The following is a 22,852-nucleotide window of genomic DNA, read 5'->3' as shown; positions in this document are numbered from 1 at the left end:
CTAAAAACTATAAACGTAACTCACGTTAAACATGACAAGGCGTTTGAAAAAGAGAGAGGTATTTAACCCTTTGCCATGCGTTTCATAAAAGGAATTGACCGCTAAAGGGATCTTTAAGCCCATTTCAAAGCCATTGTGCCTATCCACATTCACACGAACCCCAAAATTCAAAGGGATTTGGAAAAAACTCGTGTGCATTTTAGCCTGATAACCCGTCAAGTAGTTGTTGATGAAATCCATTTGACTCACCCACATGCCTAAACCACTCCCTACCCACGAACTCCCCGCTAAAGCAAAACCCGCATAAAACCCCACGCTCGAATGTTTTTGTGCGTTATCAATGAAATTGAAAAGATAATCTATGCCAAGCCCATAGAGGTGGTTATTCATTTTGCCTAAACCATCAAAGCCATTACCCACAAAACCAAAATTAGTGTAACCATAGTCATAGAACAAGTAATAGCGAAACCCTTGATTTTTTTTCTTGGTAAAGAAATGCTTATACCCTACGCTCAAACCTACCCCATACATGCTTGAAACGTTTTTAGAATAAGAGTTAGGATCAAGCGCGTTTAAGGAATTTGAAATTTGAGCGATCTGAGAAGACAAAGAAGAAAGCATGTTGTTTTGAGATTGGGTGAATTGTAATTCTAAATTTTTTAAGTTTTCTACCAATTCTAAAGGGTTAGTGGTGGGTTTTTTCATGTTTTCTAACGCTTGGGCTAATTTAAGGTTAGACGCAACGCCCCCGCTAAGCATCATTATTTTTTCAATGTTTTGAAGCGTGGATTGCAGGTAGTAGGTTTCGGCTTGCTTTTCAGTGGGGGTTAGTTTAGCATTGTTTTTTAAAGCGTTGTTGATGTAGTTAAAGGTGTTGGGCATGTTTGTGATTTCGTTTTTGACTTGATTGAGTTTATTGATTTGATTTTGAGCGTTAGAGATCGTTTGGATGCGTTCTTGATTCAAAAAGGGGTTATTGTGTTCAACGGCATGACTGATGGAATATTCAAAACCCACGCTCGCATACGCCCCATTTTCTTCAGCGATACAATAAGATAAAGATAGAGATAAAAATAATAAAGATAAAGAAGATAAGGTTTTTTGAAATTGCATGGGTGATCCTAATTAAAAATAATCTCAATGATACACTAATTTTAATAGAAAAAAGTGAAACAATTTTTAAGCCATTTTTGAATACAATAAGAACATTTTATTATTAAGGTTAGAATAATGAGTTTGATCGTTACGCGCTTCGCTCCATCGCCCACTGGCTACCTCCACATAGGAGGCTTAAGGACAGCCATTTTCAATTATCTTTTTGCACGAGCCAATCAAGGAAAGTTTTTTTTACGCATTGAAGACACGGATTTGAGTCGTAACTCCATAGAAGCGGCTAACGCCATTGTAGAAGCTTTCAAATGGGTGGGGCTGGAACACGATGGAGAAATCCTCTATCAATCCAAACGCTTTGAAATTTATAAAGAATACATCCAAAAACTCTTAGATGAAGACAAAGCCTATTATTGTTACATGAGTAAAGATGAATTGGACGCTTTGAGAGAAGAACAAAAAGCCAGGAAAGAAACCCCACGCTATGACAATCGTTATCGTGATTTTAAAGGCACGCCTCCTAAAGGCATAGAACCTGTGGTAAGGATCAAAGTCCCCCAAAATGAGGTGATTGTTTTTAATGACGGGGTTAAAGGCGAAGTGAGAGTGAACACTAACGAAATAGACGATTTTATCATCGCCAGGAGCGATGGGACGCCCACTTATAATTTTGTGGTTACTATTGATGACGCTTTAATGGGGATTACTGATGTGATTAGAGGCGATGATCACCTTTCTAACACCCCTAAACAAATCGTTCTCTATAAGGCTTTGAATTTTAAAATCCCTAATTTTTTCCATGTGCCGATGATTTTGAATGAAGAAGGGCAAAAATTAAGCAAACGCCATGGGGCCACTAATGTGATGGACTATCAAGAAATGGGCTATCTTAAGGAAGCTTTAGTGAATTTTTTAGCGCGTTTGGGGTGGAGCTATCAAGATAAAGAGATTTTTAGCATGCAAGAATTATTGGAATGGTTTGACCCTAAAGATTTAAATTCTTCGCCCAGTTGCTTTAGCTGGCACAAGCTTAATTGGCTCAACGCTCATTATTTGAAAAACCAAAGCGCACAGGAATTATTAAAACTTTTAAAACCTTTTAGTTTTAGCGATCTTTCTCATTTAAACCCCGCTCAATTGGATCGCTTGTTGGACGCCCTCAAAGAAAGATCTCAAACCCTAAAAGAATTAGCCCTTAAAATAGATGAGGTTTTAACCGCTCCTATAGAGTATGAAGAAAAGGTTTTTAAAAAACTCAATCAAGCGCTTGTCATGCCTTTGTTAGAAAAATTTAAATTGGCGTTAGATAAAGCTGATTTCAACGATGAAAGCACGCTAGAAAACGCCATGCACCAAATCATTGAAGAAGAAAAGATTAAAGCGGGCCATTTCATGCAGCCTTTAAGATTGGCCCTTTTGGGCAAGGGGGGCGGGATAGGCCTTAAAGAAGCGCTTTTTATTTTAGGCAAAACAGAGAGCGTCAAAAGGATAGAGGCATTTTTGAAAAGCTAAAAAATTGGCTCTGTTTTCATGGAACGCTGATAATAAAAGGGCTTGATTTTAGCGGCTGTGATAAGCAACTTTTTTTGAAAAATAAGAGGGTTTCAAGAGAAAAATAAAAAAATATTTCTAAAATTTTTTGCCTTGATTGAAATCAAGCTTAAAAGTTGGGTTCGGACAATCTTTGGGCAAACTGATCGTTTGAGGAATGATCTCATAATGGCAATAATTTTCATCTTCAAAGAGAGGTTTTACCAATAAGCGGTTTGAAAAAAGCCGATTTTCTTGATTAGGATTGATAACGCCATTGTTTAAAAAGAGGAAAGTTCGCGCGAGTTTGGTTATTTCGTTTGGGTTATGACTGACTAATAACACGCTTAAATTTTCACGCTTGATAAAATCAAGCAAGCCTTGTTGCACCTCGTTTTTTAAGGCGTTATCTAGGGCGTTTAAAGGCTCATCTAAAAGCAATAAATTCTTGGCTGCGATTAAAGCTCTTGCTAAAGCGACTCGTTGGGCTTGCCCGCCAGAGAGTTTGGGAATTTTTTGCTGGCTTAGGTTTTCTAAACGCATTAAGCGTAACACTTCGTGGATTTTATTTTTATCTTTAGGGTGAGCAAAGGCGATGTTTTGATACACGTTTAAATGAGGGAATAGGGCGTAATCTTGAAACACAAAGCCGATTTTTCGTTGTTGTGGTTTTAAAAAAATCTTTTTTTGAGTGTCTAGCCACACTGAATGATTGGCTTCAATATAGCCACTACTCACCGCTTCAAGCCCTGCTAAAATGCGTAAAATCGTGCTTTTACCCGCACCCGATTCTCCTAATAAAGCGACAACTTCTGCTTCTTTAATTTCTAAGTCTATATTCAAATCAAACGCGCCCCTAGATCCTAAAAGGCGTTTTTTAAACCGCGCTTTTATCATAAAAACGAGCTTTGTTTTTTATTCAAAAATAGGGTAACAAACAAGAGGCTAAAACTGATAAGCGTGAGCGTTAAGGCGTATTGATGGGCTTTAGAATAATTGAGCGCTTCAGCTTCGTTAAAGATCGCAATGCTAGCCACTCTTGTTTCCCCTAATATATCACCCCCAAGCATCATCACCACGCCAAATTCGCCTATAGTGTGCGTAAAAGTTGTGATGATAGCCATCAATAAACTGGGTTTGATGTTAGGGAGTAGGACGAAAAAAAGGGTGTAGTATTCCCCTTTACCCAAGCTATAACTGGCTTCTTTTAAAGAAGTTGGCAAGGAAATTAACGCGCTTTTAATAGGGCTTACCATAAAGGGCAAGGAAAAAATCACGCTCCCTAAAATAAGCCCTTGGAAACTAAAAACGAGTTTCACATTGAATACATCTTGTAAAAACGCTCCCAAAAAAGAAGAAGGCGAAAAGATTAAAAGGAGATAAAACCCTAGCACGCTTGGGGGTAAAACTAAAGGCATATACACAAGCGTTTCTGTTAAGCTCGTTAAAAGATTGCGTTTAAGGCTTAAAAAATAGCCCAAAAAAATCCCTATAGGGAGTAAAATAAGGGTGGTAATCAAAGCTAAAGAAAAGCTCAAACGCATGGTAATCAAAAACTCATGATCCATTATCCGCCTTTTTTAATGCGTTTCAATCCATGATATAGCCGTATTCTTTAAAGATAGCTCTAGCTTTAGGGCTGAATAAAAAATCTTTAAAAACTTTGGCTAAAGGGTTATTAGCCCCATTTTTAGTGATGATCAAGGCTTGTTCAATAGGGTTATAAAGGGCTTTATCAATGATGAAATAAGAGAGGTTTTTATCTTTTTTATCCATCAAGGATAACGCTCCAAAGCCTATTTGAGCGTTTTTAGTAGCGACGAATTGATGGGCTTGAGAAATAGAAGCGCCATAAATGATTTTAGATTTAAGACTGGGAGTGAGTTTTAAACGATCTAAGACTTCCATGCTGGCTTTTCCATAAGGGGCTAGTTTAGGATTAGCCATAGCGATATATTTAATTTTAGGGTCTTTAAGAATTTCTAAAGAATCCATTTTTAGATTTTCACTCCATAAAACCAACACGCCTTTAGCATAGACTTCTTCTTTAAAAGGGGTTATTTTTTCATCATAAAGCTTTTTAGGTCTAGTCATATCCGCTGAAATGAATAAATCAAAAGGGGCGTTTTGAGCGATTTGAGCGTAGAGTTTGCCTGAAGAATTAAAGCTAATCTTAACAGCGTCTTTGGGGTGTTCTTTTTGAAATTCTTTAACAAGGGCTTTTAAAGCGCGCGTGAGATTAGCAGCAGCAGCGATTTTTAAATCCTGCGCTAATAGAGCGTTTGAGAAAAATACGATTAACAAGGCAAACGCTTTGAAAGCATTTTTCATAAAACTCCCTTTTATTTAAATGATTAAAGTTATTGATTATACCTATTTGTATCTTAAAAATTTGTATCTTAAAAGTTTGAGACGGTTTGTTGGTGGGCGTATCCCACTTATCAGTATTTAACCAAGATTTTCACTCTAAAACCCTCATCTTTGATAAAAAATTAAATCTTTTAGAAAAATAACCGATCTTAGGGTGTAACTTTAATTCAACAAGAAGGATTTATTATGATTAAAAGAATTGCTTGTATTTTAAGCTTGAGTGCGAGTTTAGCGTTAGCTGGCGAAGTGAATGGGTTTTTCATGGGTGCGGGTTATCAACAAGGTCGTTATGGTCCTTATAACAGCAATTACTCTGATTGGCGTCATGGCAATGACCTTTATGGTTTGAATTTCAAATTAGGTTTTGTAGGCTTTGCCAATAAATGGTTTGGGGCTAGGGTGTATGGCTTTTTAGATTGGTTTAACACTTCAGGGACTGAACACACCAAAACCAATTTGCTCACCTATGGTGGCGGTGGCGATTTGATCGTCAATCTCATTCCTTTGGATAAATTCGCTCTAGGTCTCATTGGTGGCGTTCAATTAGCCGGAAACACTTGGATGTTCCCTTATGATGTCAATCAAACCAGATTCCAGTTCTTATGGAATTTAGGCGGAAGAATGCGCGTTGGGGATCGCAGTGCGTTTGAAGCGGGCGTGAAATTCCCTATGGTTAATCAGGGCAGCAAAGATGTAGGGCTTATCCGCTACTATTCTTGGTATGTGGATTATGTCTTCACTTTCTAATTTATTCTTTCATTCGCTCTTTCTCATCAAATCAAACCCTAGCCGACTCTTAAAAGGTTGGGGTTAAAAAATCTTTTTCATAAATAGAAAGTTTGTTTTAGTGCAGTATAATCTTGGCGTTTCAATTTTTATTTTACTCAATAGGGTGTTTGGTGTTGGCGTTTGAAAGCGGATTTAGTAAGATTTAAATAATAAATTACTTATACATATTTGATAGATATTATTTAATTTAATAGTGTTGTTTAATGGATTAATTTTAAGAGGATGGTCTCGCTTTTATTTCTTTAGAGCGAATCGATCCTACTGGGGAAAGGTTTTTATGGAAAATAGCACGCTTTATATTGTTATTGCCGGCTTATGGCTTGCTGTAGGCTTTGGAATCTTTTTAAAGAAATTAGACATGCCCGTTATTATTGGTTACATTTGCACAGGAACGGTCTTAGCGGCTTTTTTTAAAATTAATGATTTTAATTTGTTGTCTGATATTGGTGAATTTGGTATCGTCTTTTTAATGTTTATGATAGGCATTGAGTTTAATTTTGACAAGCTCAAGTCCATCAAACAAGAAGTGCTGGTTTTTGGGCTTTTACAAGTCATTTTGTGCGCTTTAATCGCTTTTTTAGTGGGGTATTTTGTTCTGGGTCTTTCGCCCATTTTTTCCCTTGTTTTAGGCATGGGGCTTTCGCTCTCTTCAACCGCCATTGTGTTGAAATTCTTTGAAGATTCCAAACAGCTTAGCACGCCTATGGGAAAGAGCGCGGTGGGGATTTTGATTTTCCAAGATATTGCAGCCATTCCCATGCTTTTAATTTTGACCATTCTAGGCAGTAAGGATTCTCATGTCAATTTGCTCATTCTTAAAACCCTTATTTCAGCAGGGATTATTCTAGTTCTTTTATTGTTGCCTGGAAAAAAAGGGGCTAATCTCATCTTAGAGCAAGCGAAAGACACGCGCTTGCCTGAAATTTTTATAGGCACGATTTTAGTGATTGTTTGCAGCGCGGCGGGGTTGAGCCATTTTTTTGGGTTTTCTATGTCTTTGGGGGCGTTCATTGTGGGCATGGCGATTTCTAAATCGCGCTATAAAATCAATGTCCAAGAAGAATTCGCGCAATTAAAAAACCTCTTTTTGGCCCTTTTTTTCATTACGATAGGGATGCAAATTAATGTGAGTTTCTTCATGGAGAAATTCTTTGTCGTCATCTTTTTACTCATTTTAGTGATGAGTTTTAAGACTTTTATCATTTATGCGCTTTTGCGTTTTTTTAGAGACGCTAAAACCGCCATAAAAACCGCCCTTTCTTTAGCACAAATCGGGGAGTTTTCCTTTGTTATCTTTTTAAATTCAGGCTCGCACCAGCTCTTTAATTTACAAGAAAAAAAAGGGATTCTTGGTTTTTTGCACCAAAAGAATATCTTAAATATCGCTCAAAATGACATCCATCAACTCCTTATCCTTATGGTCGTCTTTTCCATGTTAGCAACCCCTTTTATTTTAAAATACCTGGAATCTATCGCTCAATTTATTTTGCACCAAAAGAGCCAAGAAAATGAGCCGGCTAAAAAATAATGGCGCAAAAACCAAATGATAAGTTTGCTTGTATTGTCAGTGTTATGTTAAAATACAAGCGTATTGAACTCAAACTATTAAATAAAGGGGGCTTTTATGAAAGAGCAAGAATGGGATTTAAGCGCTTTATTTGAAAATAAAGAAAGCGCAGAAGAATTTTTAAAAACCTTACAAACAGAAGCACAAGAATTTGAGAGCGCTTATCAAAATAACCTTAAGGATTTAGACGCCACAGGATTTGCCGACGCTCTTAAACATTACGAAAATTTGTTAGAAAAAATTTCTAGAGCGATGACTTACGCTCAATTACTCTTTGCCAAGAACACCAAAGAAGCGAAGTTTTATTCGCAATGCGAAATGGCTTGCGCGAATATCCAACAACACCTTTTATTCTTTGAAATTGAATTTAAGAATTTGGACGCCAAAAAACAACTCGCTTTCATTAAAAAATGCAAAGATCATGCTTTTTATCTAAACAATCTCATAGAAAAGAAAAAGCACACCTTGAATTTAGATGAAGAAAAGATCGCCCTAGCCCTTTCACCTGTGGGAGTGGGCGCGTTTAGCCGTCTTTTTGATGAACATTTTTCTTCTTTAAAAATCCCTTTTGAAGAAAAAACTTTAAGCGAAGAAGAAATTTTAGCCCTCTTGCACAACCCCAAACGCAAGATCCGTAAAAAATCTCAAAAAGCTTTCAGCAAAGCGTTAGAAAAATCCCGCCCTTTACTCACTTACATTTTAAACATGGTGCGTAAGGATTTGCTCATTGAAACCAAACTGAGAAAATACGACAAAAAAGAGAGTTTCCGCCACATTGACAACCAAATCTCGCAAGAGAGCGTGGATAGCATGATAGAAATCGTGAACGCTAACTTTTCCTTAGTGCATCGTTACTATCATAAAAAAGCGCAAATTTTAGGGCATAAACTCAAAGATTACGATCGCTACGCCCCTTTAAACAATGAGAGCATCACTATGACTTACTCTCAAGCTCTAGAAGAAGTGCTTAAAACCCTTAAAGCCTTTAGCCCTGAATTTCACAAAATCGCTTCTAAAGCGATCAAAGAAGGGTGGGTGGATTCACACCCCAAAGACTTTAAGCAAGGTGGGGCTTTTAGCCATGGCACGGTGCCTAGCGCTCACCCCTATGTGCTGTTAAACTACACAGGGAATCGCCGAGACGCTTTCACTATCGCCCATGAATTTGGGCATATGATCCACCAAGAATTATCCAAAAAACAAGGCGTATTGAACATGGATACGCCCTTAACCACCGCAGAAACCGCTTCTGTCTTTTCTGAAATGCTGTTTTTTGAGCATTTGAAAAAGGGTTTGAAATCTGATGAGCTTCTTTTCATGCTGGCCGGCAAGTTAGAGGATATTTTTTCTACGCTTTTTAGGCAAGTGGTGATGACTAATTTTGAAAGAAGAATCCACGAAATGGATGAAGAATTAGACACCAAAGATTTTGATCGAATCTGGTTTGAAGAAAATCAAAGAATGTTTGAAAAAAGCGTGAAACTCACTAAAAACTACCATTTATGGTGGAGCTATATCCCCCATTTTATCCATTCGCCTTTTTATTGCTACGCTTATAGTTACGGACAGCTTTTGACTTTAGCGCTTTATGGGCTTTATAAAAAAAGCGACGCTAAAGAATTTGTTAAAACTTACACGGAATTTTTGAGCTTAGGAGGGTCAAAAAGCCCTAAAGAATTAGTGTCCATGTTTGGCTTTGACATTGATAGCAAGGAATTTTGGGAAATTGGCATGCAAGAGGTGCGTCATTTATTAGAAGAATTTGAAAGGTTGCTCGCATGCGAAGAGAATTAAGGCTTTTAAACAACAAGCATTGCATTGAATACTTGCAATTTCTGTCAAAAAACCATTTGAGTTTCAACCTTTTGTGCGAAAGGGATGCGATTGATTTTTCCCCCAAGCTCCCTAAAGAAATCCATGAAAAATTCGGCGCGTTAGTGCTGTTTGTTTTAGCCGGATACACCTTAGAGAGTTTAATGATTGACGCGCAAAGCGTGCAGTTTGAGGCCGGGTTTGGCCCTAACAATATTGGTAGCGTGGTTCAAGTGGAACTTCCTGGCATCATTCAAATCCTTATCAAAGAAAAAAATGAAAATATCGTTTTATTCAATCGTTGCGATTCGCTTGAATTGTTCCAAAAAGAAGAGCCGCTCATGCAAGAGCCAAAGAAAGACGAACGAGAGTCTAAAGAATGGTTGGATTCTAAAGAGGCTCTTTTTTCCAATTCCAAAAACCGCGCGATTTTAGAAAATCTACACAAAAGCTAAAGGATTGATTAATGAGCGTTTTGAAATTGCATGTAAAAGTCTTTCGTTTTGAAACCAATAAAGATTACAATCCAGCTTATGAGTCTTATTTTTTAGAATACCAAGAAGATCAATACCTTTTGGATCTTTTAAAGCAACTCAAAGGCGTGAGCTATAATGAAAACATCGCGCTTAAAATCAACCAAATTGCGGTGTTTGAAGACGCTAAAATAAGCGATTTGGTGGCGTTTTTTTCTAAAGAATGGGTGTTAGATCCCCTATCCAAACGATACGCTTTAAAAGATTTAATGATTGATGAAAAGGAAGTTTTAAAAAATTATGAAGACTTTTTCAAACAAGTCCCCTATATCACCAAAGGCGAAAAAGAAGAATTAGAAAAGTTTATCCAAATCAATTTTATCAACCCCCAAACCAACCCTAAATATCTGGGCGATGGCTTTTTCTTGTATGTTAAATGGCTGATGAAGCGCTACCCCACAGAGCGGGATCGGTTGTTAGAGATGATTTCTCAGCCTGAAAGCGGTGTGATGAATTTTTTAAGCGTGGCGCATTATCTCTATAAAAACGATGATAATATTGACCATGAAATCTATGAATTGCAAGAAATGCTCACTAACTCCAAAATCAAGCCATGGAAAGATTTTTCTAAAAACCTTTTAAGCCTTTTTCAATACCATTCTAACCCCCCAAAAACGCCCAACCCCCCTAAAACTTGTGCGCTCTTTAACGCTTATGCGAAGCATTTAAACGCCCAAGCGCTTCTCAAAAGTGCTAAGTTCTATTTAGAAAAAATGGGGCAAAAAGTCATTGATCTGCCTTTTTGTTATGATGGGGGCTATTATGGGAAGATCATCAGCACGCATGATTTTCTCACGGTTTGTGCGTATAATCTGGCTCTAGCCAAAGCTAATGGCGTTTCGCTCATTTTTTGCGAAGAAGATGCGTATTTGAATATCTTGCATGCTAAAGAAGTTTTAGACAACAACCCTGAAATCATCGACTCTGTCAATGAAAAATTGAAAAAATACCAACTCGTTTATGAAAAAGATATTGAGATAGCCTACCTCAATGAGTGGGTTAATGAATTTTTGGCATGGGAATTGAAAAGCCCGTTTGATCAATTTTTAGGGGCTGAATTTTCTCGTATTAAACGAAGCGATCATTTTTTCCATAAAATCCACTTAAAAAGCCCTAATTTTTTAGAGTCTTTTCAAAATTACGCCCCCCTTTTAGAAGTCAATGAGACAAATGGCTTGCTCCAGTGTGCGCATTTACGCTATTTGGGGATTGATTTGGGGGCAGATTTTTTAATCGCGCATTCTTTAGGGCTTTTTCACGCTTTTGAAAATTTAAGCTTAAAAGCTTCAAAAATTTATAAAAGAGATAATGACAACACCCCCACTTTATTACTGCCTCAAATCGCGCTGATGGCTATGGGGGAAAAAGATAAGCAAGCTCTAGGGCTTGATACGCATTATCATAAAGTTACTTTCATTTAAAATGAACGCTTTTTTAAAACTCGCTTTTGCTTCTTTCATGGGAGGGCTTTGGTATGCTTTCAATGGCGAAGGCTCTGAGGTTGTCGCCATAGGGATTTTTGTGTTGATTTTGTTTGTCTTTTTTATCCGCCCTGTGAGTTTCCAAGACCCAGAAAAACGAGAAGAATACATAGAACGGCTTAAAAAAAACCATGAGAGGAAAATGATCTTACAAGACAAGCAAAAAGAAGAGCAAATGCGCCTTTATCAAGCCAAAAAAGAGCGAGAGAGCAGGCAAAAACAAGATCTTAAAGAACAAATGAAAAAATACTCATAAAGGAAAAAAATGGAAATCATTTTATTGATTATCGCAGCGGTTGTGTTGTTTTATTTTTACAACACCCTCAAAGAATACTTGAAAAATCCCCTAAACCCTAAAACCAAAACCGAAGAATACGACTTGAAAAATGACCCCTATTTGTTAGCACAATCTAGCCCCCTAGACAAATTCAAGCAAACCCAAATGGGCGCGTATATGCGTCTTTTAAAATGTTTAGACATTCAAAAAAACGCTTTGGATAACGCCTTAAGGACGCTTTTTATCCATGAATTAGAGCAACCCTTAAACAGCGAACAACGAGATTTAGCTAAAGAGCTTCTCAATGAGCCTGTGGATAAAAAAGAAAATTTTGAATCCTTATGCCAAGAAATCGCCGATCACACGCATGGGGAATACACCAAACGCCTGAAATTAGTGGAATTTCTTATGTTATTAGCCTATGCTGATGGGATACTAGATAGCAAGGAAAAAGAATTGTTTTTAGATGTGGGGGCGTTTTTGCAGATAGACAATCAGGATTTTAACGAGCTTTATGATAATTTTGAACGCTTCAATGCAATAGAAATCCCTATGTCTTTAGAAGAAGCAAAAAATCTTTTTGAAATCCAAACTACCACCACCAAGCAAGATTTAGAAAAAAAAGCTTTGGATTTAAGCGCCCCCTATTACCATAAAATGAACGACAACAAACGCTACAGCGAACAAGATTTTATCTCGTTGAAAAAAATCGCCCTCGCTTCCCAACTTTTAGAAAATGATTTAAAAGACTCATAGAGGTGTGATGAAAAAGGCCATTACATGCCCTTTTTAAAAGCCCTAGAATCTTTTGATGTGCCCTATTTAGAAAAAGAAATTTCAAAGCGTTTTAGGGATAATTTAGTTTTTTTCAAATCCTATCACCCCAATCTGTTTAACGCCCTCAATACGCCTTTTAAAAATTACCAATTGCTTTTTGAAAAAAACCATCTTAATCTCTTACACACGCCCACGAACGCTTTAAGCTACCCTAAACATCAAATGATAGAAACCGCTTTCAGCATGGCTTCTAACCCCTTGAATAATCCTAGATGGTCATTAGACAATAACCACCTCTCTTTACATTATTTAAGATCTCAAAACAACCACAAACTCCCCCTAACCCTTAAAGCCACGCATGCGATCTCAAACTTTTTAGACAATTATCAAACGCCTTGCTCTTTAAAGAAATTCTTACCCCCTACCATGATTTATGGCGTTTTAGACGGCTTGTTTTTGGCTATTTTACAGGCTCAAAATTACCGCTTCCATTCGCTTTATTTGTTTGAAGAAAATTTAGATTTGTTTAAAATCAGTTGCTATTTTGCACGTTATGAAGATTTGATTAAAAAAGGGGCCAAACTCTTTATTCAAGGGTTTTTTAACCCTAATGAATTGAAAATGGATTTTTTGAAACGCCCTGTTACGCATTCTTTTTTAAAACTAGAAATCATGCCCTATAAAAGCGCTTTCAATATGCGCATGCGAGAAAACATTCAAAGCTATTACAAACAAGCCTTAAGGGGTTGGGGGAGTTTTGAAGACGAATTGCTAGGGTTAAAGAACACGATTAAAAACTTACCCCTATACCAAACCCTAAAAACCAAACCCAAAAAGATCAACGCCCCCATTTGCGTGGTGGGCAATGGGCCAAGCCTGGATTTATTGTTAGATTTTTTAAAAGAAAATGAAGATCATTTCATCATTTTTTCATGCGGAACCGCCTTAAAGCCTTTAAAAGCGCATGGCGTTAAAGTGGATTTTCAAATAGAAGTGGAGCGCATAGACTATCTTAAGGAAGTTTTAGAAAACGCCCCCCTAGAAGACACCCCCTTAATGGGGGCTAACATGCTCAATCCTAACGCTTTTAATTTAGCCAAAGAAGCGTTGATGTTTATGCGTGGAGGGAGTGCTTGCGCGTATATAAGCCCTTTAAGTATAGAATACGCAGCGCCTTTTGTGGGCAATGCCGGGGTGGCTTTAGCGGGTTTGATGAGCGATGAAATCTATTTGTGCGCTTTAGATTGCGCTTATATTAAAGGGTTTAAAAAGCACGCTAAAAATTCCTATTATGGAGATGAAAAAGAGATTGACACCTCATCTTTAATCAGCATAGAGGGCAATTTTAAAGGCTATGAAACTTTTAGCGACTCGCTCTTTTTGCTCTCTAAAGAAAGGATTGAAGAAGCCCTTCATTATTACCAACCTAAAAAAGTCTATAATTTAAGCTATGGGGCGAAAATCAAGCATGCTGTTAGCCTCAATTACTCTCAAGTGAAATTGAAACAAACCAACAAACAAGACGCTACCGCCCGCATTAAAAGCATGTTTAATCCTCCCAATAACCATGCTAGTGATTTAAACAATTTACAAAAAAATCTGATGAGTTTTAAAGAGGATTTTTTAAAATATTTAAACACGCCTTGTAAAACCAAGCAAGAAATATTTGAATGGGTGGATAATTTGAACGGGTTTTGCCAAACAGCCAGCGCTAAAACCCCCACTATAGGTATTTTATTTGAAGGGAGTGTGGCTCATATCTTACAAAGCGTTTTAATCGTTTCATTGCATCTTAAAGAAAATGAGCTTACAAATTTTATCAACCACTCTCAAAACACCTTAAAACAATTCCTTAAAAAAGCTTGTTTGTTATTGCAAAGGCAACTCAAACAACCATGATTTTTATTTTTACACTATAATAACAACCTTAAATCAAAGGGGTGTGCATGCCATACAATGAAATCACAAGGGTTCAAGTCCCTGCATTAATGCATTTAGCTAAGCTGGGCTATAACTTTATTTCTCAAAAAAATAAGCCTAACCTAGACACCGCCACCAATATTTTAACCGATAGTTTCACTCAAGCGTTTGAGCGATTAAACCCTAACCCCACTAAAAACGCAAAAGATGCGCTTGCTGAAATGAAAAAACGCTTGAATTACGATGATTTAGGCAAAAGCTTTTATGAATACTTACTCAAAAGCGAGCATCAAATCATAGACTTTGATAACCCTAACAACAATCTTTATGAAATGATGGCTGAATTAACCTATAAATCCCTAAGAACTGACATCACCCTTTTCATTAACGGCTTGCCTTTGGTGAATATAGAAGTTAAGCAGCCTTACGCCAAAAAAGGCATTAAAGAAGAAAGAGATCGCCATATCCAACGCTACGAAAACCCCGAAAACAAAGTTTTTTATAATCTCGCGCAAATCTGGCTTTTTAGCGATAACTTGCCCTATGATGAAAATAACCCCAATCAAGGCGTGTTTTATAGCGCTTCTTATTCGCCCATTTTCCAGCGCTTTGTTGAAGCCAATAAGCTAGATATTACCCCCCCCCCCGAAAATGAACAAAATTATCAAAACCATCAAAACCACAGATCGCTTGAAGAAATTCAAAAACGCGTCTTAAAAGAATTTAACCTTAAAGACACCGACACCCAAGAAACCCCCAAAGAAACCCCCACAAACCCCTTTTTAACTTCGTTTTGCTCTCACAAACGGCTTTGCTTTATCCTAAAATACGGCATTAGCTTCTTAAAAGAAAAATCAGAGTTTAAAAAACACGTTTGGCGTTACGCACAGATGTTTGCGAGCTTGAACGTTTTAAAAGAATTGCAAAAGCATTATGAAACGAACCCAAAAGACCCCCTAAAAGGCATCATTTGGCACACGCAAGGCAGCGGTAAAACCGCCTTAACCTACCATTTAACCAAACTCATCAGAGACTTTTTTAGCCGATCCAACCTAAACAAAAAGACTAAATTTTATTTTATTGTGGACAGGTTGGATTTATTGGAGCAAGCCAAAAACGAGTTTTCAAAAAGAGGCCTTTGTGTGCATGAGGCAGAAAATAAAGAGGATTTGAGCCAAAAATTAAAAAACTCTAGAGTGTTTGAAGGCCCTCAAGGGAATGATGAAATCATCGTTGTGAATATCCAAAAATTCAAAGCCCCTAATGAAGAAAAAGCCCCCAATGAAGACCATTCTAGCACTCCTAAAGAAATTATTTCTAAAACAGAATTACAAGAAGCAACAAAAGATAGCCACGATTTACAAAGGGTGTTTATCATAGATGAAGCCCACAGGAGCTATGACCCTAAAGGTTGCTTTTACGCTAATTTGATAGAATGCGACAAGACAGCGGTAAAAATCGCCCTCACAGGCACGCCCCTATTAGAAGACAACGCACAAGATAAAGCCACTAAAAAAACTTTTGGCAACTACTTGCACACCTATTCTTATGCAGAATCCATTAAAGACAGACACACCCTAAAACTCCAATTAGAAATCATTGAAAAGAGTTATAAAGAAAAATTACAAGCAATCTATCGCCTTTTACAAGAAAGTATCACTATTGAAGACATAGAGGTTAAAAAAGAAACGATTTTTAATCATGAAAGATACATTAAAGAAATGCTCTCTTATATCATCAGAGATTTATTGAATTTCAGGCGTGCAAATAATAATGAAAATTTAAAGGCTATGGTGGTTTGTTTTTCAAGCGTTCAAGCCAAGTTAGCTAATTGGCTTTTTCATGAAGTCCAAGAAAGAGTCTTACAAGAAAACCCTAACCTAAGAATTTTAAAAAAACTCCAATCCAGCCTGATTTTACATGACGAACAAGAAGTCAAAGAAAAGATTTGTTCTTTCAAACATGAAGATACGGATATAGTCTTTGTGTTTAACATGCTTTTAACCGGCTTTGATTTACCCAATCTCAAACGCCTTTATATCCACAGAGAATTAAAAGATCACAATTTGCTCCAAGCCCTAGCCAGAGTGAATCGCCCCTATAACAACATGTCTTTTGGCTACCTTATAGATTTTGTAGGGATTAAAGAAAATTACGACAAAACGACTGATGATTATTTGAAAGAGTTAAACCAATTCAATCAAGGCGATTCTAATATCAAAGATAATCTCAAAGACATGTTTGCGGATCGCAATATTTTAGAAAAAGACATTAAAAACGCCTATGATGATCTTTTTAATTACCCCATTGATGATGTAGAGGACATGACTAGCGCCATTGTTGGTATCAGCGAAATGAACGAGCTTTTAAAAGTCTCACACGCCATTAACACGCTCAAAGAGCGCTACAATTTAATCCGCACTTCTAGCGATGAAAAAATCCTTTCCTTAAAAGAAAAAATTGATATTGAAAAGATCAGCAAAATCTCTTCAATGCTCAGTAAAAAAGCCAAACAACTCCATGCGTTAAAAAATATCAATGAGCCTAAAAACCCAAACGATTTAATCGTTTTAGAAGACCTCATCGCTCTTTTAGACTTTAAAATAGAGTTTAAGGAAAGAAAAGAATTACGCTTCAAAGAAAAAGAAGAGATTAGCGCTAAATACAAGCAAGCTAAAGAGATGTTAGAAAAAATCCCGGACAAACAAGATAAAGAAGTTCAAAAGATTTCTAAAGATCTTTCAAAACTGATCCAAGAACCCCTAACCAATGATAATTTTGATGGAATTTCTCATTCTTATAGCGTGATCATTTCACAACTCCAACAACATAAGGAGCAAACCGCCAACCTATTAAACAAATACAATAATGATCGAGCTTATGTGATCACGCATAAGCGACTTCACAATCGCCTCATGGAAGAAAACATTTCTAAGGGAATTTTCACGCTTTTAAGCGTGCTCAAAAAAGCTCTTGATGCGCGTATTTTTAAGCGTCAAGAAATCTTAAACGAAGAAACCACTCTAAAAACTGCCATAAAAGTAGAATTAAGGGACGCTTTCAAAGAAAACCCCTCCTTAAAAGATTTACAAAAAGAAGAAAAATTTATCTCTCAAACCCTTTTTAACGAACTCACGCAAAACCACCATCAAGGAAATTTGAATGCCTAATAACGCTTTATTACAAATCAAACAAGACACCCTAAGCCTCATTGATGATTTAAAAGTCATTTGCACGAGTTTTGGTTTAGGGAATGACGGCAACGGATACAAGATCATCACGCAATGCTTTTTGTATAAATTCTTATGCGATAAGTTTGAATTCTTTTTTGAATCAAAATTCCCCAATAAAACGATACGAGATTACAAAGACTTTAACGAGGAAGAAAAAGAAGATTTTTTCCTTAAATTAGACGATAACAAACTCCCTAAACTCGCTTATGATGAGCTTTTAAGCTATCTTTTTGAAAAACATTTTAACGATAACGATTTACACCTAAAGCTAGATGCTATTTTTAATCGCATTTCTAGCAATAATGCCGAGCTTTTTAACACCAAAAGCACGGATAAAACCACTATCGCCTTATTTGAAAGCGTCTCACAATACATTAATGAAGAGTCTAAAAGGGCTAATTTTACAAGAGCTTTATTAGACAAACTCAAAAATTTTAATTTCAAACAAGCTTTTTTAAACCTACAAAACCAACAAGGCTATGACTTTTTCGCCCCCATTTTTGAATACTTAATCAAAGATTACAATAATAACAGCAGAGGGACATACGCCGAATACTACACCCCTTTAAGCATCGCTAGCATCATCGCTAAGCTTTTAGTGATTAAACCCACTCAAAGCGTCAAAATCTATGATCCAAGCGCCGGCACAGGCACGCTTTTAATGGCGCTAGCCCACCAAATAGGCACCGATTCTTGCACCCTTTATGCCCAAGACATTTCGCAAAAATCCTTAAAAATGCTCAAACTCAACCTGATTTTAAACGACTTGACCCACTCTTTAAGATACGCCATTGAGGGAAACACCTTGATTAACCCCTACCATTCTAAAGAATGTCATGGGAAAATGGATTTCATCGTGAGTAACCCCCCTTTCAAGCTGGATTTTTCCAACGAGCATGCCGAGATTTCACAAAACAAAAACGATTTTTTCTTAGGCGTGCCTAATATCCCTAAAAACGATAAAAGCAAAAAGCCCAAAAAAATGCCCATTTACACGCTCTTTTTCCAGCATTGCCTGAACATGCTTAGCCATAAAGGTAAGGGGGCTATAATCGTGCCAACCGGATTCATCAGCGCTAAAAGCGGGGTAGAAAATAAGATTGTCCGGCATTTAGTGGATGAAAGGCTCGTTTATGGGGTGATTTGCATGCCCAGTCAGGTTTTTGCCAACACCAGCACTAACGTGAGCATCATCTTTTTTCAAAAAACGCCAAGCGCAAAGGAAGTGATTTTGATTGACGCTTCCAAACTCGGCGAAGAATACACCGAAAACAAAAACAAAAAAACGCGCTTAAGACCAAGCGATATGGATTTGATTTTAGAAACCTTTCAAAATAAAACCCAAAAATCGGATTTTTGCGCTCTGGTTTCTTTTGATGAAATTACAGAAAAAAATTATTCTCTAAACCCCGGGCAGTATTTCACTATAGAAGACACGAGCGAAACAATCAGCCAAGAAGAGTTTGAAAACTTGATGCAACAGTATTCAAGCGAACTAGCGAGCCTTTTTAATGAAAGCCAAAACTTGCAACAAGAGATTTTAGAAACTTTAAAAGGGGTTAGGTTTGAGTGAGTGGCAAACATTTTGTTTAAAAGATTTAGTAAAAATATTTGGAGGCTCTACCCCACCTACCAATAACCCTAAAAATTATGGAAACAAAATTCGTTGGATAACAGCTAAAGATTTATCCACTTTACAAGGGCGCTACATTAAAAAAGGCAGCCGCAGCATTTCACGCTTGGGATTTAAATCATGCTCTACTTTCTTATTACCTAAACATGCTATTTTATTTTCCGTAAGAGCTCCCATAGGTTATACCGCTATTATTTCTAAAAGAAGTTGCACAGATAGAGGTCTTATGGGGCTAGTCCCTAATAAAAAAATCTATTTTGAATTTTTATACTACTTACTCAAATACCATAAGGATAACATCTCTAACATGGGAGTTGGCACTACTTTTAAAGGTATTTCAAAGCCAGCTTTAGGTCTATTCCAAGTTAAGATACCCCCCACTTATTACGAACAACAAAAAATCGCCCGCACGCTTTCTATTTTAGATCAAAAAATAGAAAACAACCATAAAATCAATGAGCTTTTACATAAAATCCTAGAGCTTCTTTATGAGCAATACTTCGTCCGTTTTGATTTTTTAGATGAAAACAACAAACCCTATCAAACTAGCGGCGGGAAAATGAAATTTTCTAAAGAATTAAACCGCCTTATCCCTAACGATTTTGAAGTCAAAACGCTAGGGGAATTAACCCAATTAAAAGTAGGAAACAAAAACGCTAATCACTCATCTAATCAAGGAAAATATCCATTTTTTACTTGCTCAAATAATCCTTTAAAATGCGAAACATATCAATTTGAAGGAAAACATATTATTATTTCTGGGAATGGAAATTTTTATGTTACACACTATGATGGGAAATTTGATGCCTATCAAAGAACATATGTTGTAAATCCAAATAATCCAAATCATTATGTTTTAATATATCTATTTGTAAAATCATATACAAATTACTTAAAATTACAATCTCGTGGCTCTATTATTAAATTTATTACAAAATCAGATATTGAAAATATTAAAATCGTATTACCAAATTTAAAAATCTATACCAAATGGAACAATGTATTAAAAATGATTGAGAACAACATGCAAACAACCCAAACCCTAACCGCGCTCAGAGACTTTCTACTCCCCCTACTCTTAAAACAACAAGTCAAACCAAAATAAAAAATTTTAGAACAAAACTTTTTTAAGGGGTAAAAACCCTTTAGTTACAAGAAAGAGAAGTTTTGTCATCAAAAGAAATTTTTTAAAGAAAAAGAAGTTTCAAAAATTAAAAGTTTGAGTCAAATCCGCTAGTAACCATAGATTTGACCCTAGCACTCTTGCGCCAGAGCCAAAATTTTAGTATAATGGCGTTGCGGACACCATTAAAACTATGATTACTAATAGTAATTTCATGTTAGGTTATCTCCTTTCGAGGTAACCGCCCACTGTTACCCCCAACCCTAACATACTCCAAATACCGCAACCAAAGAGAAAATCAAGAAATTATTACTTGCGTTCGTTTATTATAGAATAAATCAACCCAAAAAACGCTGAAAAAATTTTAAGCGATCTTTTAGGGTTAAATGAAGTTTTATTCAAAAAATGAAGTTTTACAAAAAAGAGTTTTTAAACAATAACTAAGAAAACTTATATTAAAATACCCCTTTTTGATTGCGGAGTATGGCGCAGCCTGATTAGCGCGCACCCTTGGGGTGGGTGAGGTCGTGGGTTTGAATCCCGCTACTCCGACCATGACTTTTTAAAAAAGCTTCAATGATTATCATTTCATTATATAATCACACCAAACAAACTGATTTTTAAACATGATGATTTAAAGGATTTTTATTGAATCGTTTCTTTAACCGAGAGCTTTCATGGTTAGCTTTTAACACAAGGGTTTTGAACGAAGCCAAAGATGAGAGCTTGCCTTTATTAGAGCGCTTGAAATTTTTAGCCATTTATGACACGAATTTAGACGAATTTTACATGATAAGAGTGGCGGGGCTTAAACAACTCTATGAGCATAAAATCGCCTCTAAAGGCATTGATGGCGCAAGCCCTGAAGAGCAACTAGAAAAAATCAAGCATTATTTAGCGCATGAAATTGAAGAAAGGGAATTAGAATTTCAAAAAATCCAAGCCCTACTCTTTAAAAAAGGGCTTTGCATCACCCCCTATAATGAATTGAATTTAGAGCAAAAAGCTAAGGCTAAAACCTATTTTAAAGAGCAACTTTATGCGTTAGTCTTGCCTTTTAAGTTGGATTCTTCGCACACCTTCCCGCCTTTAGCGAATCTGACTTTCGCGCTTTTTGCCCACATCAAAGACAAAGAAACCCAAAGCGCCTCCTATGCGCTCATCAAACTCCCCTCTTTTATCTTCCGTTTTGTGGAGCTAGAAAAGGGCTTGTTTGCACTGGCTGAAGAAATCGTAGAAGTGCATTTAGAAGAATTGTTTTTAGAGCATGAGATTTTAGACTGCATGGCGTTTAGGGTAACTTGCGATGCGGATATTGCCATCACTGAAGACGAAGCGCATGATTATGCGGATTTGATGAGTAAGAGTTTGAGGAAACGGAATCAAGGCGAAATCGTGCGCTTGCAAACCCAAAAAGGGAGTCAAGAGCTTTTAAAAACCCTTTTAGCGTCTTTAAGGAGTTTTCAAACCCACTCTTACAAAAAGCACAAACTCACCGGCATGCATATCTATAAAAGCGCGATCATGCTCAATTTAGGGGATTTGTGGGAATTAGTCAATCATAGCGACTTTAAAGCGCTCAAATCGCCCAATTTCACGCCCAAAATCCACCCTCATTTCAATGAAAACGATCTTTTCAAATCCATAGAAAAACAGGATCTGTTGCTGTTCCACCCTTATGAAAGTTTTGAGCCTGTGATCGATTTAATAGAGCAAGCCGCTAATGATCCGACCACCCTTTCTATCAAAATGACGCTTTATCGTGTGGGCAAGCATTCCCCCATTGTCAAAGCCTTGATTGAAGCGGCGAGCAAGATTCAAGTGAGCGTTTTAGTGGAATTAAAAGCGCGTTTTGATGAAGAAAGCAATCTGTACTGGGCAAAAGCTTTAGAAAGGGCGGGCGCGTTAGTCGTTTATGGCGTTTTCAAACTCAAAGTGCATGCTAAAATGCTCGTGATCACTAAAAAAACGGACAACCAGTTACGCCATTTCACCCATTTAAGCACGGGCAATTACAACCCTTTGAGCGCTAAAATCTATACCGATGTGAGTTTTTTTAGCGCTAAAAATGAAATCGCTAACGACATTATCAAGCTTTTCCATTCCTTGCTGACTAGCAGTGCCACTAATAGCGCCCTAGAAACGCTTTTCATGGCGCCCAAACAAATCAAGCCTAAAATCATTGAACTCATTCAAAACGAAATGAACCACAAACAAGAAGGCTATATCATCTTAAAAGCCAACGCCCTAGTGGATAGCGAAATCATTGAATGGCTCTATCAAGCCTCTCAAAAAGGGGTTAAAATTGATCTCATTATTAGAGGGATTTGCTGTTTAAAGCCCCAAGTCAAGGGCTTGAGCGAAAATATCAGGGTGTATTCTATCGTGGGGAAATATTTAGAACATGCACGCATTTATTATTTTAAACATGAAAATATTTATTTTTCTAGCGCGGATTTAATGCCCAGGAATTTAGAAAGGCGCGTGGAATTGCTCATTCCCGCCACAAACCCAAAGATCGCCAATAAATTGTTGCATATTTTAGAAATCCAATTAAAAGACACCTTAAAACGCTACGAGTTAAATTCTAAAGGCCGTTACGCTAAAGTTTCAAACCCTAACGATCCTTTAAATTCACAGGATTATTTTGAAAAACAAGCCCTTAAAACCCTTTAAAGGGTTATCGTTCAAATCATA

17 protein-coding genes, 1 tRNA gene and 1 pseudogene are annotated in these 22,852 nt (G+C 36.9%); 15 read left to right on the top strand and 4 right to left on the bottom strand.

The genetic code is table 11. The annotated features are described in order from the left end of the window. Positions 1-1,113 (bottom strand): Hop family outer membrane protein HopJ/HopK, encoded by a 1,113-nt coding sequence (hopJ, locus tag CS889_RS02335; protein WP_089086728.1) that lies wholly within the window; start codon positions 1,111-1,113, stop codon positions 1-3. Between the two features lie 117 nt (positions 1,114-1,230). On the opposite strand from hopJ, the gene gltX reads away from it, so the two are divergent. Then, the gene (gene gltX / locus CS889_RS02330; RefSeq protein ID WP_089086727.1) at positions 1,231-2,622 is read left to right on the top strand and encodes a glutamate--tRNA ligase; all 1,392 of its coding nucleotides are present in this window, start codon (positions 1,231-1,233) and stop codon (positions 2,620-2,622) included. Positions 2,623-2,739: 117 nt separating this feature from the next. Here gltX and CS889_RS02325 read toward each other — a convergent pair whose 3' ends face one another. Genes CS889_RS02325 through modA form a run of 3 tightly spaced genes read right to left on the bottom strand, consistent with a single transcriptional unit; the run spans position 2,740 to position 4,971 of the window. Continuing rightward, entirely contained in the window at positions 2,740-3,537 is a 798-nt protein-coding gene (locus tag CS889_RS02325) for an ATP-binding cassette domain-containing protein (RefSeq protein ID WP_089086726.1), read from the bottom strand. Further along, positions 3,534-4,208 (bottom strand): molybdate ABC transporter permease subunit, encoded by a 675-nt coding sequence (gene modB / locus CS889_RS02320; RefSeq protein ID WP_000349430.1) that lies wholly within the window; start codon positions 4,206-4,208, stop codon positions 3,534-3,536. The genes CS889_RS02325 and modB overlap by 4 nt, the downstream gene beginning before the upstream one ends. A gap of 22 nt (positions 4,209-4,230) precedes the next feature. Next, positions 4,231-4,971, bottom strand: coding sequence for a molybdate ABC transporter substrate-binding protein (modA, locus tag CS889_RS02315; RefSeq protein ID WP_089086725.1), 741 nt, complete (start codon positions 4,969-4,971; stop codon positions 4,231-4,233). A 225-nt stretch (positions 4,972-5,196) separates the two neighbouring features. Here modA and CS889_RS02310 point away from each other — a divergent pair, with 225 nt between their 5' ends. The 14 genes and pseudogenes from CS889_RS02310 to CS889_RS02240 all read left to right on the top strand — a co-directional run bounded on the left by CS889_RS02310 (position 5,197) and on the right by CS889_RS02240 (position 22,831). Next, positions 5,197-5,757 (top strand): outer membrane beta-barrel protein, encoded by a 561-nt coding sequence (locus CS889_RS02310; protein ID WP_000595776.1) that lies wholly within the window; start codon positions 5,197-5,199, stop codon positions 5,755-5,757. After that, a pseudogene (locus CS889_RS08415) lies at positions 5,741-5,923 on the top strand (hypothetical protein). Before CS889_RS02310 ends, CS889_RS08415 begins: the two are co-directional and overlap by 17 nt. Positions 5,924-6,076: 153 nt before the next feature. Next, complete coding sequence (locus CS889_RS02300) at positions 6,077-7,327, top strand: cation:proton antiporter (protein WP_000431942.1); 1,251 nt, start codon at positions 6,077-6,079, stop codon at positions 7,325-7,327. Positions 7,328-7,423: 96 nt separating this feature from the next. After that, complete coding sequence (locus CS889_RS02295) at positions 7,424-9,160, top strand: M3 family oligoendopeptidase (protein ID WP_089086724.1); 1,737 nt, start codon at positions 7,424-7,426, stop codon at positions 9,158-9,160. Next, a complete protein-coding gene (locus CS889_RS02290) occupies positions 9,145-9,633 on the top strand; it encodes a hypothetical protein (protein ID WP_089086723.1) in 489 nt (162 codons plus the stop codon). The genes CS889_RS02295 and CS889_RS02290 overlap by 16 nt, the downstream gene beginning before the upstream one ends. Before the next feature lie 11 nt (positions 9,634-9,644). Further along, positions 9,645-11,132 (top strand): DUF5644 domain-containing protein, encoded by a 1,488-nt coding sequence (locus tag CS889_RS02285; RefSeq protein ID WP_089086722.1) that lies wholly within the window; start codon positions 9,645-9,647, stop codon positions 11,130-11,132. Position 11,133: 1 nt separating this feature from the next. After that, complete coding sequence (locus CS889_RS02280) at positions 11,134-11,448, top strand: hypothetical protein (protein ID WP_001878784.1); 315 nt, start codon at positions 11,134-11,136, stop codon at positions 11,446-11,448. Between the two features lie 9 nt (positions 11,449-11,457). Then, positions 11,458-12,225, top strand: coding sequence for a TerB family tellurite resistance protein (locus CS889_RS02275; RefSeq protein ID WP_089086721.1), 768 nt, complete (start codon positions 11,458-11,460; stop codon positions 12,223-12,225). Positions 12,226-12,249: 24 nt separating this feature from the next. Then, positions 12,250-14,145 (top strand): motility associated factor glycosyltransferase family protein, encoded by a 1,896-nt coding sequence (locus tag CS889_RS02270; protein WP_089086720.1) that lies wholly within the window; start codon positions 12,250-12,252, stop codon positions 14,143-14,145. 47 nt (positions 14,146-14,192) lie between these two features. Next, a complete protein-coding gene (locus CS889_RS02265; RefSeq protein ID WP_089086719.1) occupies positions 14,193-17,336 on the top strand; it encodes a type I restriction endonuclease in 3,144 nt (1,047 codons plus the stop codon). Continuing rightward, positions 17,329-18,972: an N-6 DNA methylase gene (locus CS889_RS02260; protein ID WP_089086718.1), complete on the top strand. Its 1,644-nt coding sequence runs from the start codon at positions 17,329-17,331 to the stop codon at positions 18,970-18,972. Before CS889_RS02265 ends, CS889_RS02260 begins: the two co-directional genes overlap by 8 nt. Then, positions 18,965-20,137 (top strand): restriction endonuclease subunit S, encoded by a 1,173-nt coding sequence (locus CS889_RS02255; protein WP_089086717.1) that lies wholly within the window; start codon positions 18,965-18,967, stop codon positions 20,135-20,137. The genes CS889_RS02260 and CS889_RS02255 overlap by 8 nt, the downstream gene beginning before the upstream one ends. A gap of 495 nt (positions 20,138-20,632) precedes the next feature. Then, positions 20,633-20,710, top strand: a tRNA-Pro gene (locus tag CS889_RS02245). A gap of 93 nt (positions 20,711-20,803) precedes the next feature. Further along, the gene (locus CS889_RS02240) at positions 20,804-22,831 is read left to right on the top strand and encodes an RNA degradosome polyphosphate kinase (protein ID WP_089086716.1); all 2,028 of its coding nucleotides are present in this window, start codon (positions 20,804-20,806) and stop codon (positions 22,829-22,831) included. Positions 22,832-22,852 lie beyond the last annotated feature (21 nt).

The sequence above is a fragment of the Helicobacter pylori genome (genome assembly GCF_900120335.1).
GTDB lineage: Bacteria > Campylobacterota > Campylobacteria > Campylobacterales > Helicobacteraceae > Helicobacter > Helicobacter pylori_BU.
Note: the sequence above shows the minus strand (reverse complement) of the source record. Positions and strands in the feature narration are given on the sequence as shown.